At 49.7% G+C, this 15980-nt stretch carries 8 protein-coding genes; 5 read left to right on the top strand and 3 right to left on the bottom strand.

The genetic code is table 11. From position 1 onward, the window contains the following. Window positions 1–266 precede the first annotated feature (266 nt). From H6G46_RS08765 to H6G46_RS08775, 3 genes are all read left to right on the top strand, one after another. Complete coding sequence (locus tag H6G46_RS08765; RefSeq protein WP_010872221.1) at window positions 267–6203, top strand: translocation/assembly module TamB domain-containing protein; 5937 nt, start codon at window positions 267–269, stop codon at window positions 6201–6203. 180 nt (window positions 6204–6383) lie between these two features. Further along, on the top strand, window positions 6384–6833 hold the full coding sequence (locus H6G46_RS08770; protein ID WP_020861621.1) for a hypothetical protein: 450 nt from the start codon (window positions 6384–6386) through the stop codon (window positions 6831–6833). A 296-nt stretch (window positions 6834–7129) separates the two neighbouring features. Continuing rightward, window positions 7130–8647: a hypothetical protein gene (locus H6G46_RS08775; protein ID WP_020861620.1), complete on the top strand. Its 1518-nt coding sequence runs from the start codon at window positions 7130–7132 to the stop codon at window positions 8645–8647. A 102-nt stretch (window positions 8648–8749) separates the two neighbouring features. On the opposite strand, the gene H6G46_RS08780 is transcribed toward H6G46_RS08775, so the two are convergent. From H6G46_RS08780 to H6G46_RS08790, 3 genes are all read right to left on the bottom strand, one after another. Then, window positions 8750–9631 carry a phosphatidate cytidylyltransferase gene (locus H6G46_RS08780; protein WP_010872218.1) on the bottom strand — a complete coding sequence of 294 codons (882 nt, stop codon included), beginning with the start codon at window positions 9629–9631 and terminating at the stop codon, window positions 8750–8752. Window positions 9632–9764: 133 nt separating this feature from the next. Next, window positions 9765–10358, bottom strand: a complete 594-nt coding sequence (cbiT, locus tag H6G46_RS08785) for a precorrin-6Y C5,15-methyltransferase subunit CbiT (protein ID WP_010872217.1) — start codon at window positions 10356–10358, stop codon at window positions 9765–9767. 241 nt (window positions 10359–10599) lie between these two features. Then, window positions 10600–13131 carry a glycogen/starch/alpha-glucan phosphorylase gene (locus H6G46_RS08790; protein WP_020861619.1) on the bottom strand — a complete coding sequence of 844 codons (2532 nt, stop codon included), beginning with the start codon at window positions 13129–13131 and terminating at the stop codon, window positions 10600–10602. 513 nt (window positions 13132–13644) lie between these two features. Here H6G46_RS08790 and phaP point away from each other — a divergent pair. Together phaP and H6G46_RS08800 are read left to right on the top strand one after the other, a co-directional pair. Further along, window positions 13645–13914, top strand: coding sequence for a phasin PhaP (gene phaP, locus H6G46_RS08795; RefSeq protein ID WP_010872215.1), 270 nt, complete (start codon window positions 13645–13647; stop codon window positions 13912–13914). Between the two features lie 347 nt (window positions 13915–14261). Continuing rightward, window positions 14262–15845, top strand: a complete 1584-nt coding sequence (locus tag H6G46_RS08800; protein WP_020861618.1) for an ABC transporter permease subunit — start codon at window positions 14262–14264, stop codon at window positions 15843–15845. The last annotated feature ends 135 nt before the right edge of the window (window positions 15846–15980 follow it).

Genomic DNA, 15980 nt, shown 5'->3' on the forward strand with positions numbered 1-15980 from the left:
ACCCGGGCTTGTGTCCTAAAATATCGGAGTCAGTTTAGTTGGTTCTAGTCTGCTAATTACGGAGAAATGGAGCAAAAACTTGTCTAAGACGCCTGCTGTTCCTCCTCCAAAATCGTCAGTCCTGATTGGCTTGAATAATTTGTTCTAATTTCCCCCTAGGCCACTTTCTTCGCTAAAACAGAAACTAACCGTCCCCGGCGGTGGTCTAGTCCCTTTAGACCCCATGGTCAGTGAGTCGTGAACTGAGTTGATTTTGCCAAGTATCCATGAGCAATAATCCTTCCCCTCACAGTGCGGGGGCGATCGCCAAATTGAGACGTTGGCTAACTAGACCCAGCACCTTGATCACCCTAGGGGGACTGACGGTGGTTGGTACGGGCCTATATCTGGGGGGACAACACCTGGCCTACCGGGAAGCATCACCGTTTTTGGAGTCGGAATTATCCAGATTGTTGGGTCGGCCGGTGGACATTGGCCCGGTGGAAGATTTTCGTTTACTGGGGGTGCGCCTTGGGGCTTCTTCCCTGCCCCGGACCGTTGATGATGCCACGGCGATCGCCATTGAAGCCATTGAGATAGATGTCAATCCCCTCCCTTTCCTGGTGGGACAACCGGTGGAAGTTAGGGCCACCATCATTAATCCCCAGGTGAACCTGGAGCAAAAACCCACGGGGCAATGGACCACCATTAAGTTACCGGAGGGGGACAAACCCTTTTCCCTGCCTCTGGATTTAACGGTGGGAGTTAATGTACAAAATGCCCAATTGCAACTGTTACCCCAAGGTTTGCAACAGCCAGTACAAATCACTGCAGCCGGTCAAGGAGGTTATCAATATCGACGCCAAGGCGATCGCCAAACTGTTAGCTACGACTTGGGGGTGCAATCCCTGGGCAGTGATCTCCAGGCCCAGGGGCAAACGGTGCTCAACACGGGGGAAAGTCAAACCAATGTCACCATTAATCGCCTCGATTTACCGGCTTTAGCCAGCCTATTACCTCCTTTACCAGTGGCCTTGGAAACCGGAGAAATTTCTGGCCAGGTGCGGGGCAGTTTACCTAGTTGGCAACAGTGGTCCGCTTTACAAACTCTCGGCAATGTCGAGTTGAAGCAACTGCAGGCCCGCATCGATAAGGTTAAAGCTCCTTTGCAAGTGGGTTTAGACCTAGGTTTTACCGGACAAAAGTTGCAGATTAACCAGGGCCTGATCAACCTTGGCCCCCTTAATGCTGCTCTCCAGGGCACCATTGATTGGCGATCGGGCTACGATCTCCAATTCACCACCAAGGCCATTGACACTGCCGCTTTCCTCGACACCATTGCGGTGCCCCTACCATTACCCATCACAGGACAAGTCCAAGCCCAGGGACAATTGCAAGGAACCCTCACCAGCCCCCAACTCCAGGGCCAGTTAACCAATGTAGCTGCAGTAACTGTGGACCGGGTTCCTTTGGATCGCCTAGGGGTAAATTTCCAGGCGGATTTAGACCAAATTGCTTTAGTCAATGTCAGTTTACGCCCCACCAGTGGAGGAGAAATTCAGGCCCGGGTCCAGTCCCCTTGGAAACTGCGCCAATTGTTAACCCCAGAAGCAGACCAATGGCGATGGCAAACCATTCCCGTGGCCGGGCAAGTCTCCGGGGTGATCGCCACCATGGCTTTGTTAAATACCTATGACCTGAATTTGCAAGAGGTAGAAGTTGGTAACCTGGGTTTTTCGGGCCAAGCGGGGGGCACGTTGGGCAATCCCCGGTTCAATGTGCAATGGCAAACCACCAACGGCGATCGCCAGGGTCGTCTTAACTTAAGCACCAGGGGAGAAGCTAATTTGGCGGGCCCTCGATTGACCTTAACTGGAGCGCAGATAAGCACCAACGAAGGCTCTTTCAACGTGCAGGGCCAAGCCAATTTTGCCCAGGATCGTTGGCAAGCCCGCTGGAATACGACCCAGTTCCCCCTGCAACCTTTTTTGCAAACCCTTTGTGGCTTGGAAAAAAGTAATTTTTGTTTACCCCAACTGGCGGCCCAACCCCTCACCCTCAATCGGGGCGAAGGCAATGTGAGTGGGGAAATTTTTACTTTTGATCCCAACCGTTGGCAGGGCAATGCCGAACTGCAATTAACCAGTAACCAACAAACCGCCACCATCAATGCCAGTCTCCAAGGGGGTCAAATCCAGGCTGAGGTGGCAGCCAATAATATAGCCGTTAATAACTACTTGCCTGCTTTAGCCGCTCCGGTGGCCCTAAGCCAACTCACCGCCCAAAGCCAATTACCGTTAGCCCCCTTACTCGCTGGGCAATTACCCCTGGGACAGATAGAAGGTCGTACCCAGTTCACCGCCCTAGTGGACGATCGCCGAGTTACGGCCAATGCCCAACTGGCGGAGGGCACCGTGCAAACCAATGCCAATCTCGGAGCCATTTCTCTCAATACCTTTTTGCTCCAGTTACCAGTGGCGGCTAGGTTGAACAACGGAGAAATCCAAGCCCAAGCTTTTGTAGGGGACATTAACACCTGGCAAGCTTTACGCAGTTTTGACCTCAACCGTCTCCAAGGCCAAGGACAATTGAACCTAACCGTGGCCAATGGCCCCGTAGCGGTGAACGGTTCTTTGCTCAATGGCAACCTGGCGGCGATCGCCAATGTGGTGGCCATTCCCCTCAATGCCCTAGCTCCAGAAATTCCCTTCCCGGCCCAGGTGGAAAAGGGCCGAATTTCTCTGGGGGTAAACTTAGCAGATTTGGTGCAAGCTCAACCGGATCTGAGTCGAGTAGCGGCGATCGCCAATGTAGATTTGGAAGTTGCCGGAGGTACTGTAACCAGTGTCAGTGCTCTGAAAAATTTAGCCTGGCAAAGTCGGCTCACCGCCAAGGATATTAACCTCAATCCCGTTCTGGCTCAGTACGGCGGCACCGATGGAGTATCCCTTGCCCCAGTGGAGGGAGAAGTTAAGCTGGCGGGCAACTTGGGCAATGTATTTACCAATGATGGAAACTTGGAGGCCATTCCCGTCACAGTACAACAGGCGTTGTTCCGCAGTGGGGAGCAAACCGTTTCTGCCCAGGGCAAGATAAGTGTGGGCAGTTTTAATCAACGACCCGCATTAACCAATGTCAATCTCAATGTCCGCAATGGCCTGAGTTTTGCCCAACTGCCCGTTAATGCCCTGTTAACTCAACTACCCTTAGCACCGGAATTTCGTCCCCAAGCTTTGGCCCTGGAGGGTAGTAGTCAATTTACTGGCCAATTAACAGGACGCAATGTCACAGGGCTTGGGGATTTAAAACTGGCTGGTAATTTGGCGGTCAACAATTTAGCCGTTAATGGTTTTGGCTTTGAACCCCAATTGCGGGGCCCCCTGGCGGTGCAGTTAAACCAAAATGTCCTACTGGATCTCCAGGGACAAGTTGATCGCCTAGCAGTAAACCTCCAACCCTGCCGGGGCAATTGCCTCTTCCCCTATCTCCCCACCAGCTTTAATCTGCGCCAAGCCTATGAACGGGAAAAACCCATCCTCGCCCAGGGCAAACTCAACGGCGATCGCCTGGCCATGGAAGTGGCGGATTTTCCCGTCGCTCTGTTGGATCTCCGCCCGGGTCTACGTTATCAAATTGTCGAGCAACTGGGTGGCAACTTTAACGCCGACCTAGTGGTTAACCTCCGCAACGGCCACGGCCAAGGTAATTTAGCTATTGATGGCGTTACCCTTGGCACCACGGCGATCGGTGAAGTAACTGCGGCCCTGGCTTACCAAAATCAAACCCTACAACTCAAACAAGGCCAGCTTAAAACCGCTCTTGGCCAATACCAAGCCCAGGGGTCACTGAACTTCAGAACCGAAGCCATCGAAGCTAGGGTAAACGTCAAAGATGGTGATATTGCCCCCTTGCTAGCGGCGGCCAACATTTCCGATGTGGGATCCCTACTGCGGCTCACCGGTTTGGAATCTACCCCTAAAGAATTAGCGGATACCATTGGCCCTCTCAGTTTGGGTAACCCCGATGGGGCACTGGAAAATCAACTTAATCTCCTTTATGTCATTGACCAACGTATTATCGCCCTCGCCCAGCAGTACGAACGGGGGGGCGTACCGACCCAGTTAAATGTTCAGGGTAATTTCGATGCAGCCCTTAATCTGAATGGCACCCTGCGAGATCCGGCCCTTGCTCTCAAAGTACAGGGCAAAAATTGGAGTTGGTATCCCCAGGGGCCCTTCCCCAACATCGTGCCCCCCATTGGGCTAGTGATGAATGAAACCCGTTTTCTGCCCATCGAACAGTTTCAACTTGAAGCCAAATTTGCCGATGGCCGTCTGGCCTTACTACCTTCCTTTGTGCAGATTGAAGAATCTCGCTTGGGGGCCGAAGGAATTTTCTCCCTAGAAAAAAGTCAATTGCAATGGTCGATTAAGGATTTTAATCTGAATAATCTGGACTCCTTTGTGGAAATGCCCTCTGCCTTTGGGGCTCGCCTTAATGCCCAAGGAAGCTTTGCCCGAACCGCCGCTGGCCCTAACCTATCGGGGCAGTTTGAGTTTGACCAGATCACCCTCAACGCCAGGCCGGTGCCGGAAGAGGTGGGGGGCAGATTTGATTACCAAAACAATTTATTGCAATTGGTCACTTCGGAAGCTTCTCCCCTCTACCTAAGGGCCGATGTGCCTATTTATTGGAATCCCCAGGAAGCTAAAACTGCGGAAGGGCCAAATACTTTTAGTGCTGAATTCAAAATTCCCCCCAATTCCTTGGAGTTATTGGACGTGGTCAGTCAAGAGCAATTGGTCTGGCTTGGTGGGGAAGGATCCGCAGATCTGAAAGTGGAAGGGGAAATTGACCAAAGGAATGGCATTGGCATTTCTGACCTCAGGGCTTTGGGGAAAGTCAGTCTCAACGGAGCCCAGATCAGGAGTGCTGCCCTACCAACCCCGGTGCAGGTGGATGGGGAAATTCTGTTTAACAACACCACGATCGCCATTGAGCAATTAACAGGACAACTGGATCAAAGCCGTATTGAGGTGGCGGGAATTTTACCCCTGTTTGAGCCCCAGCCAGATTTGGAAAATCCGCTTCAGGTGAGCATTAAACCCACTAATATCACCATTCCCAATCTCTACCAAGGTAATTTGGCGGGGTTTGTCACCGTCCAGGGTTCTGCCCTGGCCCCCAGTTTGACGGGGGATGTGGCCCTGGCCAACGGCCGATTTTTTGTGCCCGATCGCAGTTTGGAGAATCAGCCCAGTCGCATTGCGGAACTACGTACTAGATTAGGTTGGTTCAAAGGGACGAGGCGATCGCCAATGGTGGAGCCCCAGTTAAATAATCTGCGTATCACCCTGGACAATCTGCATATCGAGCAGGAACCCCTCTACGTTTTTAACTTTGGTGGTGGGCTCACAGTTAATGGCCCCCTGACCAACTTCGATGATCTAAGGGCCGATGGCACCATTAGCCTCGACCGAGGTCGGGTCAGCTTTCTTGATACCCGCTTTTTGCTCGATCGCCGGGCCCCCAACACGATTACGTTTTCTCCCAACGAGGAGTTAATTAATCCCAGCTTGAACATTGCTATGCGTACTATTGTGTCAGACTTGCCCCAGTCGGCCCGCATGCGCTCCCAGGAAACCAATGAATATCCCGACGACAGCCTGAACCAAATTGAACGGATTGATGTGCGCCTGACCATTGACGGCAGTTTGAGCCAGATTTTACCCAACATTAATCCCCGCTACAGCGCTGTTTGTGACCCTACTGTTACTTTTCGGCCGCTGACGGGGGTGGGTAGTTTCGACGAATTTCAGCTCGATCGCCTTTCCCGTTGCCTACAAATCCTGGCCGCCCAGGGGGTGCAAAATGAGCAAATTTTCAGTAATCCGGCCCTGAGTTTGACCAGCAGTCCTCCCCGCACCGAAGGGGAAATTGTCCGCCTGTTGGGAGAACAGGTCATTGTCCTAGTGGATGCACTCCAGGGGAAAAACTCTAGCCAGTTATTACAGGTGGGCATTACCCAGTTAGCGATCCCGATGATTTTCCAGGGATTGGTCTACGATGTGGAAACCGCCATCAGCGACAAGATTAAAAGCACCGATTTCCGGGTGGTGCCTTTCCTCGAAGCGATCTATGAAGTGGAAGATAAGGGATATATGCGTTTTACCTACGATTACAATTTCAGCCAGTTCATCATCCGCTATGAGAAACAGTTCTAAAACTGGCACCCTAGAAGCCGGAGCTATTTTTTTGTTAAGGTGGGGCAAATTTCAACTTTTACGGTGCGGTGGTTTCCGATCCCCATGGGGCGCTTTGGTGCCCGGTTCAGGGAGAATGACCAAGGCCCAATTGCTATCCATAGTTCCATTTCCATAAATTGTGTTAGGAGAATTAGTCCCATGTGTGTTGGTTGCTTTGTTGTTTCCGCTTTTACCCTGTTTATGCCCCCCACGGAGGCTCCTGTCCCCAATGGTTTAAGCTTTGATGGGGCTCCGCTCACCATGGAACAGACCCAGGTAATGGCCAATCCTGTGGCCGAGCAAGCGGAACTGGAACAATTGCAAGTGGCGATCGCCGAGATGGTGGCCTCTTTTCCAGATAACGCCGAAGGACAGATGTTGAAAAATAAGTTTGGTGAACTGGAACGGCAACTCCAAGCCACCGATGATTTAGCTGAAGCTAACAATATTTTGGATGAGGGCTTTGAGGAAATTAAACAAAAAATCCTCGATTCTCCCCATGCCGACAGTTTAATCAGCCTAATGTACGAAATTCGGGAAGCGCAATTTGAACGACTCCAGGTTTTTGCCCCAACGATCCCTGGCACCAAAAATGGCTGGTTGAGCTAACCCCATTTGATTAGCTAATTTTTACCCTTCTTTCCCCTGGCGATCGCCTTTGGCCCTGCCTTTTCAGGCTATAGAAGTGGTCTGGGTCACCCAATAGTTGTGATCTAGATCACAGAGGGCCACGGCCTGGATCTCTACAATGGTCAATGGGCAGTATGCCTAATCTGCCTGTTTGGGGCCATGCAAAGGACATAGTTTTCTATGGTTAGTCCAGGTTTGACGCCTCTGCCAAAGTCCCTCCACCTGCTGGTTGCTTTTAAGTGAACACTGACCTTTGTAGGGATCGAAGGGTAATTATGAAACCTCGTTTTGTCTTAAATTTTCTCACCGCCGGTAGGAAAAAAGATTCCGCTGGTTTTGCCCTACCCCTAGTGATTATGGGTGGGTTGGTTATTACCGTGGCCGCGGCGGCGATTGTCATGAAGGGCATGAATGATCAAAATCAGGTCACAGCCCAAGCAGCTAAATCTACTGCTGACCAAGCGGCTGAAGCTGGATTAACTCAGGTTCAGGCCTTTCTTCTCAAGAATCCTGTTTTAGCTAAGAAACACTTTTCCCAATGGGGAAGTACAGCTAGTGGCTCTTTTGTCCCCAATGATGCATTTCTAACCGAAGCGGCAGCAGAGCTTCAGGGAGCGAGTTGTAATTATAAAAATATGACAGTGGATGAAGTCAAAGATGCTTTGGCAACTGAAATAACAGCTTTTTATGATCAGACTATGTCTGCTCCCAAAGCCCTGCCTAACCCGTCAGGTAATGGGGCCAAAGCTCCTAAATTTCAGATGGTGGATTATCGATTTGACGCCAGCCAACAAAAAGGAGTGGTTCACGTTCGAGGTCTAGCTGGTGAGGATAATAGTCCTAATCAAGCAAAAACCAATTTGGTTGCAAGTTTCCCCATAACGGACGGCAGTGCCCCATTTACTGGAGTTGTGCCTGGTTTATGGGTTAAAGGAACTATCACAGCAGGGCAAAATGTCAACAATCCCGGTTCTGTGAATGCTCAGGTCATATACGAATGTGACAAGCCAACCTTTACTACAAGCGCTGGCAATGGTCAAAATTCTGGCTATACCGAGTATGTTTCTGGTTCTCAGCGGATTGCTCTACCAAATTCAATGGATCCCCCGGGAGCCAGTCCCATTCCGATGCCCGATCCACCTACTTCTGCTCCCGCCGGAGTTACACCTGCTTCTTTGCCGACGGTTACAGGCAATCTCACTCTACCCCGTTCCGGCACAGACACGACAAGTTCTTCAAACTATAATTCTGCCAACCAAACTTATTACTACACAATAAATTCAACCTCAGGAAAGTCCGTATCTGGAAATGGAGTTAATCTTCAATTCACCCCCGGTCAGAAAGTGGTTTTGTTCCTCACAGGAAATGTGGATATTGGTGGTAACTCCCAAATTGTCCATGATTGCTCTGGGGTATCTGGCTGTGACGCAACTGATGTCCAGATAATTGGTCCAATAGCTAATGCTAGTGGAACCTTTAGCACCGGTGGAAATTCTGCTGTCTGTAGTATCTTTTTCTGGGGACCAACTTACACCCTTAACTTGAGTGGTGGTGGTAATGCTGGCAACTGTTCATCAGGGGCAAACCAGAACGGAATTTATTGGGCAAAAAGTTGGACTGGTGGAGGTCAGGGTTCCCACAACGCATTGCACCAAACTGGAACGACTTGGGAAGTGATTAATCCGATTGCCAATTTCAAGGTTAAAAATCGTCTTGGCGCAAATTCTGACTGGAAGACCATCGATGAGCAAGGCGCTCAGTCTTTGATGTCTAGTATTCAGGTTCCTAACTAAAAGTTCAGTTTTATCCTTGTTTGAGCATCAAAGAGCGTATTCCAGATTAGGGAGCGGGAATTTTTGCAAACTGATTTTCCCCTCAGTCAGAAGAGTTTCCAGTCACAAATTATTCAACACAGGCAACAGTAAAACGACAAAGTAATAGACCAGGGGAGCGGTGAAAACGTAGCTGTCGGTGCGGTCTAAAATTCCTCCGTGGCCAGGAATTAATTGCCCAGAATCCTTAACTCCCGCATCCCGTTTCATCATTGATTCCGTCAAGTCCCCCAGCAGGCTAACTATGCCAATTAATAGGCCCAGTAAAGCGCCGGTAATTTCCCAGTAGGGCCATTGCAAATACCAAGCTCCCAATACCCCCACCAGCAAACTGCCTCCTACTCCCCAGAGGGAACCTTCCACGGTTTTTTTCGGGCTAATGTCCGACAGACGGGTACGTCCTAACCATTTCCCCATAATGTAAGCGCCAATGTCCGCCGCCCAGATGCAAGCAAAGGCAAGGATAGTGACCAGTAAGCCCGTGGGAAAATTTTCCGGATGGGCCCAGGACTCCGGCCAAAAACCATTCAGGGGCAAGTGCAAACCCATAGGGTTAACGGCTCCATCCCCCAACCGCAGTCGCACCCAATAGCTGGGCAAATAGCCCCCATAAAACAGGCCCAGTAACGAAGTAGAAATGTCGGCAATGGTGGCCATTTTGGGTTGAAACAGCAGATAAAAGCAAATTAATGCCCCGGTTAAAGGAAAAAATGCATCAGTTAAATGGGGGGTAACCGTGGCCGACAGCAGCAACATTAATGACAGCACCATGGTGGTCTTAGCGGCTGGGGCAATGCCCTTAGCCCGCACCATTTGGAAATATTCCCGCAATCCTAAATAAATTACTAGGGCGATCGCCGCGCTAAAGTACCAGCCCCCCAAAATTAGTAGGGAAAACGCCAAGGCAATACCGATGACTGCACTAATAATTCGCTGGGTGGGCATGGTAAAGGTAAAAAAGACCAAAAATAAGGAAAAGTGTCAACTTCGTACTAAAAAGTTACTCTTTGTTAACCTTTTCTTAGTTTTTATTTTAGAACAGAAGCAAACCCCTAGGCCTTCCCTTACATCTCCCCGACTAAGACAACTTTTCTCCCGCCAAAATAAAAGTAGGGTCCACCGCTGCAAAAATCTGTTGTAAACCACGTTTTTCTAGACGATTTACCCCCGCTTGCACCACCTCCACGTTGCGGACCTGGAGTTCCGACAGGGTTTCAGAAATGCCATAGAGACTTTCCAAATTATTCGCTGTTGCCACTAAACGACCTCCGGGAGCTAAATGGGCCCAGGTTTCCTGCAAAATTTGCTTAATGGGACGCCCTCCCTCAATGCAAATATGGGTGGGGTGGGCAATTAACTGCGGTAAGCAATCCGGAGCACTGCCCTCATGGACAGTCACATTAGTTACCCCAAACCGTTCGCAGTTACGGCGAATTAAACCCGCCACCTCCTCATCCCTTTCCACCGCCACAATGCGACTGCGGGGACACAGTAGGGCTAGTTCCACCGGAATGGTGCCAGTGCCAGCCCCAATATCCCAAATGATGGATTCCTCCTTCAATTGCAAAGCGGAAATAATCAGCAGGCGTACCTCCCTTTTGCTGAGGGGAATGCCCGGTAATCGTTCAAACAGGCCATCTGTAATTCCTGGGGTCTTATAGGGCCAGAGCATGGACTTAGTTTCTCCGCTGACAGTTAAGCCACCATTGTCCCCCCATTTTTCCGCAGGGGTAAATGATGGCCGATACAATCCTAGTGGCATCCTAGGCAAAAAATGTTAACCAGATTTGGGATTTTCTGTTCCTAGAGCCGACTCAATCCCCCAATCCACCAGAGTTCCATATTACTGGTAAATTTTGAGGTAAATATCCCCCTAACTTTAGAATCAGGGGGCAGTCAAACCAGATCTGGGACTATAAATCGGCGTATTCGGGATGGTATTCATCCAGGGAAATTTTCACCGGGGGCACATCCCAAATTTCCTTGCAGTATTCCCGAATGGTGCGATCGGAGGAGAATTTACCCATGCGGGCCGAGTTGAGAATGGACATTTTTGTCCACCGGTCTTGGTCGGCGTAGGCTTTGCTGACTTCATCCTGACAGCCCACATAGGCTTGGTAGTCCGCCAGTAGCATATAGGGATCGTGGTGCAGAAGGGACTCCACAATGGGATGGAACAAATTGGGGTTACCGGGGGAGAAGTAGCCGTGGGCAATGCGGTCAATCACAGCTTTTAGATCAAAGTTATTGTCATAGTAGGTGTGGGGATGGTAACCGTTTTCTTTCATGGCATATACCTGTTCAGCGGTAAGGCCAAAGAGGAAAAAGTTTTCTGGCCCTGCCTCTTCCCGAATTTCGATATTAGCCCCATCTAGGGTTCCAATGGTGAGGGCGCCGTTCATGGCGAATTTCATGTTTCCTGTACCGGAGGCTTCCTTGCCTGCGGTGGAAATTTGCTCCGACAAGTCGGCGGCGGGATAAATTCTTTGCCCCAGGGAAACGTTGAAGTTAGAGACAAAGACAACTTTGAGCCTTCCCCGCACATCGGGATCGTTGTTGACCACCTCCCCCACAGCATTGATCAACTTAATAATCAATTTGGCCATGAAATAACCTGGAGCGGCCTTACCCCCAAAAATGAAGGTACGGGGCACAATTTCCGCATGGGGATTTTGTTTGATGCGGTTATAGAGGTGAATAATTTCTAGGGCCGCTAGGTGTTGGCGCTTATATTCATGAATCCGTTTGACCTGCACATCAAACAGGGAGTTAACGTCAATCTGAACATTGCGATACTTGAGCAAATAGGCCGCTAAGTTACGCTTGTTATTTTGCTTAATTTCTCGCCAGCGACGACAAAATTCCGGATCATCAACAAACTTTTCAATTTGTCGCATTTCATCCAGGTTCTTCAGCCAACCATCGCCAATTTTTTCCGTTACCAACGCAGATAGTTCAGGGTTGCTGAGCAAAATCCAGCGGCGGGGGGTAACGCCATTGGTTTTGTTAAAGAACTTCTGGGGCCAGAGCTTGGCAAAGTCCCGCAGGGTATCTTTTTTCAGCAGTTCGGTGTGGAGGGCGGCTACTCCATTGATGGCATGGCTACCCACACAGGCCAGGTTGGCCATGCGAATTTTTTTGCCATGGTTTTCTTCAATCAAAGAAAGGCTTTCCACCAGAGCTTCGTCGTTGGGGAACCAGGTTTGCAACCCCGTTAGGAAGCGGTGGTTAATCTCGTAAATAATTTCCAAATGACGGGGCAATAGTTTGGCAAACAAATCCACTGACCAGCGCTCTAGGGCTTCCGGCATGAGGGTGTGATTGGTGTAGGCAAAGGTTTTTTGGGTGATGTCCCAGGCCTTATCCCAGTCGTAGTCATAACGGTCCACAAACAGGCGCATCAATTCGGCGATCGCCACGGCGGGGTGGGTATCGTTCAACTGAATGGCGGTGAGTTCGTAGAAAGTATCGAGATTAGGGTGGGTGCGGAGATGAATCCGAATTAGATCCTGCAGGGAAGCAGAAACAAAGAAATATTGTTGGGCTAGGCGCAATTCTCGGCCAGCGGGGGTATTGTCGTTGGGATAAAGAACCTTGGAAATGGTTTCCGCATCCATCTTTTCCGCTACTGCCCGGTCGTACAGACCAGAATTGAAAGCTTCAAAGTTAAATTCTTCACTAGCTTCTGCCTTCCAGAGTCGGAGGGGATTGACCGTATTGGTTTGATAACCAGGTACCGGAGTGTCGTAGGGAATGGCCAGAATAGTCCTTTCGGGAATCCAGACCACCTTGGGTTGATTTTTTTCGTTATGGATGATCTCCGTGTGGCCCCCTAGCTTTACTTCCACCGACTCATCAGCCCGGGGGATTTCCCAGGGATTACCAAACCGTAACCAGTTGTCGGGCACTTCCACCTGCCAACCGTCCTGAATACGCTGGTGAAAAATTCCAAACTCATAGCGGATGCCGTAGCCGATCGCCGGCACTTCTAGGGAAGCAAGGGAATCGAGGAAACAGGCCGCTAGACGGCCTAAGCCACCATTGCCCAAGCCGGGGTCTGGTTCCTGCTCAATAATTTCGTTTAAGTCCAGGTCAAATTCTTTCATTACCTGGTCGATTTTGTCGTACAACCCCAGGTTAATGAGGTTATTGCCTAAATGCCGTCCCATCAGGAATTCCGCCGACAGGTAACAAACCACCTTCACTTTTTCCTGCTTATAGGTGGCGACGGTCTTGATGAAACGATGCAACAGGCGATCGCGGATGGTATAGGCCAGGGCAACGTAGTAGTCGTAGAGGGTTGCCTGGGAACGATCAATCCCCTGTAGATAAAAAAGGTTATCCAAAAAGGCCCGCTTCAAAGTGGCCACACTCATGCCGGTGCGGTCATCTTCAATTGTGATAGTGGGTTGAGGGGAAGTGTTTAGGGTAGATTGATCAATCATTGATTGTTCCTGATGAAAAAGTCGGGGTGACATCACCCAGGCTAGCCGACGCTAGCTCAAAGTACAGAAGCCCGATCGCCTTCTATAACCACCATTAGTTACTCCGGCAATCCAGGCTCACAACAGCGATGCTAACTTTAGAGTAGTGTAAGGTCTCTGCCAAGACTCTACACCTACCCCATCGGGCATTGTTAAGGACAGTTGACACAGTGACAGAAAACTAATCTGCCCTTTGCCATCAATTTCTAATCACCGTAGTGAACAGATTGTCCATGATAACCACTGGCGATCGCCGCTTCTGCTTCTAAGCTCAGCTTTTAGGGTTGACTAGTGAAAAGAAGGGGGCAAAAGATGTCAGACTTTGGTGATATTCCCCCGGACTTTTCCCTGGGGAGGCCAAGGCCAATCACTATAATGGAGACGTGCGATACCGATATTCATTGGAAGTGGTCTGCACCGCCCTGCTTCCCCTTAAACCCTTGAACGTTTAGGGATATTAGCGGTTTTAGCCCTATGAACACCCAGTTTTTTGAAGAATACCAAACCCAGTTACTGGACTGGCAAAAGAAATTTTTTAGCACTTGGATGGAAAGCCTGCCCAAAGGCACCGCTGAAATTAAATTGACCGATACCTTTGAAACCAGTTTGAAATTACAAGAGGAAATGGTCAAAAGCTACCTGGAAGCCCAGGAAAAATCCGCCACAATGATGATCGATGCCCAAAAACAATTTTGGGACAACTATTTTCAAGCCCTGCGGCAAGAGCCCGTATCGGCTAACTAGACTGATGTAAGCCTATTAACCAACGGTGATTAATCCTTCGATTAGACCCAACTTATCGTACCGATCGACTTCGTTGCAAGCTTCATAGACTCGAAACTATGCGTTTCCCCCGGAGAATTTTAGGATTCTGTGGGGGTTTGCTTTTGTGCCAAAATTGCCTCAATTTGCCTTCCCACACTGCCCAACCTAGAAAAACTGTATTCTGCAATGCTGTTTTAGTCTGCTTTTGCGACAATACTGACCAAGGTTATGAAAAGTTTATTAAGTTTGTTGATGGTCTCCGCCGCAATAATCCCCCTTGGGGGAAAATGCCAAGGAACTACCGCCAACGATGAGGAGTGAAGGGCATGGTTAAACTGGGCCATTGGGGTAAAACCTGGCGTTATTATCTGTTGCTGGCTTTGGGAGTACTGTTGGCGATCGCCATACCGTTATTACCGGCCTTTTCCCAGGTTTCCCGCCAAACCATCATTGTGGCCACGGAACCCACCTTTCCTCCTTTTGAAATGACCGATGAAGCCACGGGGCAATTAACCGGTTTTGATGTGGATTTGATTCAGGCGATCGGAGAAGCGGCCCAGGTCACCGTTGATATTCAGGGCTATCCCTTCGACGGCATTATCCCCGCCTTGCAATCCAATACGGTGGGGGCGGCCATCAGTGCCATTACCATTACCCCAGAGCGGGCCCAGTCGGTGTCCTTTTCCAGTCCCTATTTTAAATCGGTGCTGGCGATCGCCGTGCAGGATGGCAACGACACCATCAAAAACCTGAAGGATTTGGAGGGGAAAAGATTAGCGGTGGCGATCGGTACCACTGGGGCGATGGTAGCGACTAACGTACCTGGGGCTAAAGTTACCAACTTTGATTCCATTACCTCTGCTCTCCAGGAATTGGTCAACGGGAACGCCGATGCAGTGATCAATGACCGCCCAGTATTGCTCTACGCCATCAAAGACGCAGGTTTGAGAAACGTCAAAATTAGTGCCGATGTTGGCAGTGAAGATTATTACGGCATTGCCATGCCCCTGGCTCCTCCTGGGGAAATTAATCAAACTAGGGAAGTGCTCAACCAAGGTTTATTCCAAATTATTGAAAATGGCACCTATAACGCCATCTATGAAAAATGGTTTGGCGAAAAAAATCCCCCCTTTCTCCCCCTAGTAGCCCCTTCCCTGGTGGGTAAAGTGGGCACGGCCCAGAGCCTGACCGAACGCAGTCAAGCTAACCCCAACGATAACTTTCTCATCACCCTGTTCCGCAATCTCTTTAAAGGTTCCATACTCACCGTTCTCCTCACCGCCTTTTCCGTTTTCTTTGGTTTAATCGGTGGCACCGGAGTGGCGATCGCCTTGATTTCCGATATTAAGCCTCTACAACTGATATTTCGCATCTACGTGGAGTTTTTCCGCGGTACTCCCATGTTGGTGCAACTATTCATCATCTACTTCGGTTTGCCGGCGCTGTTCAAGGAAATTGGCTTGGGCATCACCATTGACCGGTTCCCGGCGGCCATTATTGCCCTCAGTTTGAATGTGGCCGCTTATCTAGCAGAAATTATTCGAGGTGGTATCCAATCCATTGATCAGGGCCAGTGGGAGGCCTGTGAATCCCTTGGTATGTCCCCTTGGCAGACTATGAAGGAAGTAATTTTTCCCCAAGCTTTTCGCCGTATTTTGCCGCCCCTGGGTAACGAATTTATCACCCTAATTAAAGACACCAGTTTAACCGCCGTGATTGGCTTCCAGGAACTATTCCGGGAAGGGCAGTTAATTGTGGCCACCACCTATCGAGCATTTGAAGTGTACATTGCTGTCGCTCTGGTGTACTTACTTCTCACCACCATTTCTTCCTTCGTCTTCAAATGGCTAGAAAATTACATGGACCCCATTGGCCGGGCCAAGAAAAAAGCTAAAGCAGCGACGGCTTAGTTTGGTTTCTGCGGTAACTGTGATGCTTAGTTTATCCAGGCATTTGATAAATTTCCCCACCAATTAAGTCAGTTTGCCAATCCTTTTATTAGTTAATCTGTAACTGATCAATCTCCCCACCATCTATTTTTTATT

Origin of the sequence: Synechocystis sp. FACHB-908 (assembly GCF_014698595.1) — a bacterium.
Classification (GTDB): domain Bacteria; phylum Cyanobacteriota; class Cyanobacteriia; order Cyanobacteriales; family Microcystaceae; genus Synechocystis.

What these genes read in the sequence shown, in the direction of transcription:
- H6G46_RS08765 (WP_010872221.1), top strand. Translation starts at nt 267, where the DNA reads ATGAGCAATAATCCTTCCCCTCACAGTGCGGGGGCGATCGCCAAATTG.
- H6G46_RS08770 (WP_020861621.1), top strand. Translation starts at nt 6,384, where the DNA reads ATGTGTGTTGGTTGCTTTGTTGTTTCCGCTTTTACCCTGTTTATGCCC.
- H6G46_RS08775 (WP_020861620.1), top strand. Translation starts at nt 7,130, where the DNA reads ATGAAACCTCGTTTTGTCTTAAATTTTCTCACCGCCGGTAGGAAAAAA.
- H6G46_RS08780 (WP_010872218.1), bottom strand. Translation starts at nt 9,631, where the DNA reads ATGCCCACCCAGCGAATTATTAGTGCAGTCATCGGTATTGCCTTGGCG.
- cbiT (WP_010872217.1), bottom strand. Translation starts at nt 10,358, where the DNA reads ATGCTCTGGCCCTATAAGACCCCAGGAATTACAGATGGCCTGTTTGAA.
- H6G46_RS08790 (WP_020861619.1), bottom strand. Translation starts at nt 13,131, where the DNA reads ATGATTGATCAATCTACCCTAAACACTTCCCCTCAACCCACTATCACA.
- phaP (WP_010872215.1), top strand. Translation starts at nt 13,645, where the DNA reads ATGAACACCCAGTTTTTTGAAGAATACCAAACCCAGTTACTGGACTGG.
- H6G46_RS08800 (WP_020861618.1), top strand. Translation starts at nt 14,262, where the DNA reads ATGGTTAAACTGGGCCATTGGGGTAAAACCTGGCGTTATTATCTGTTG.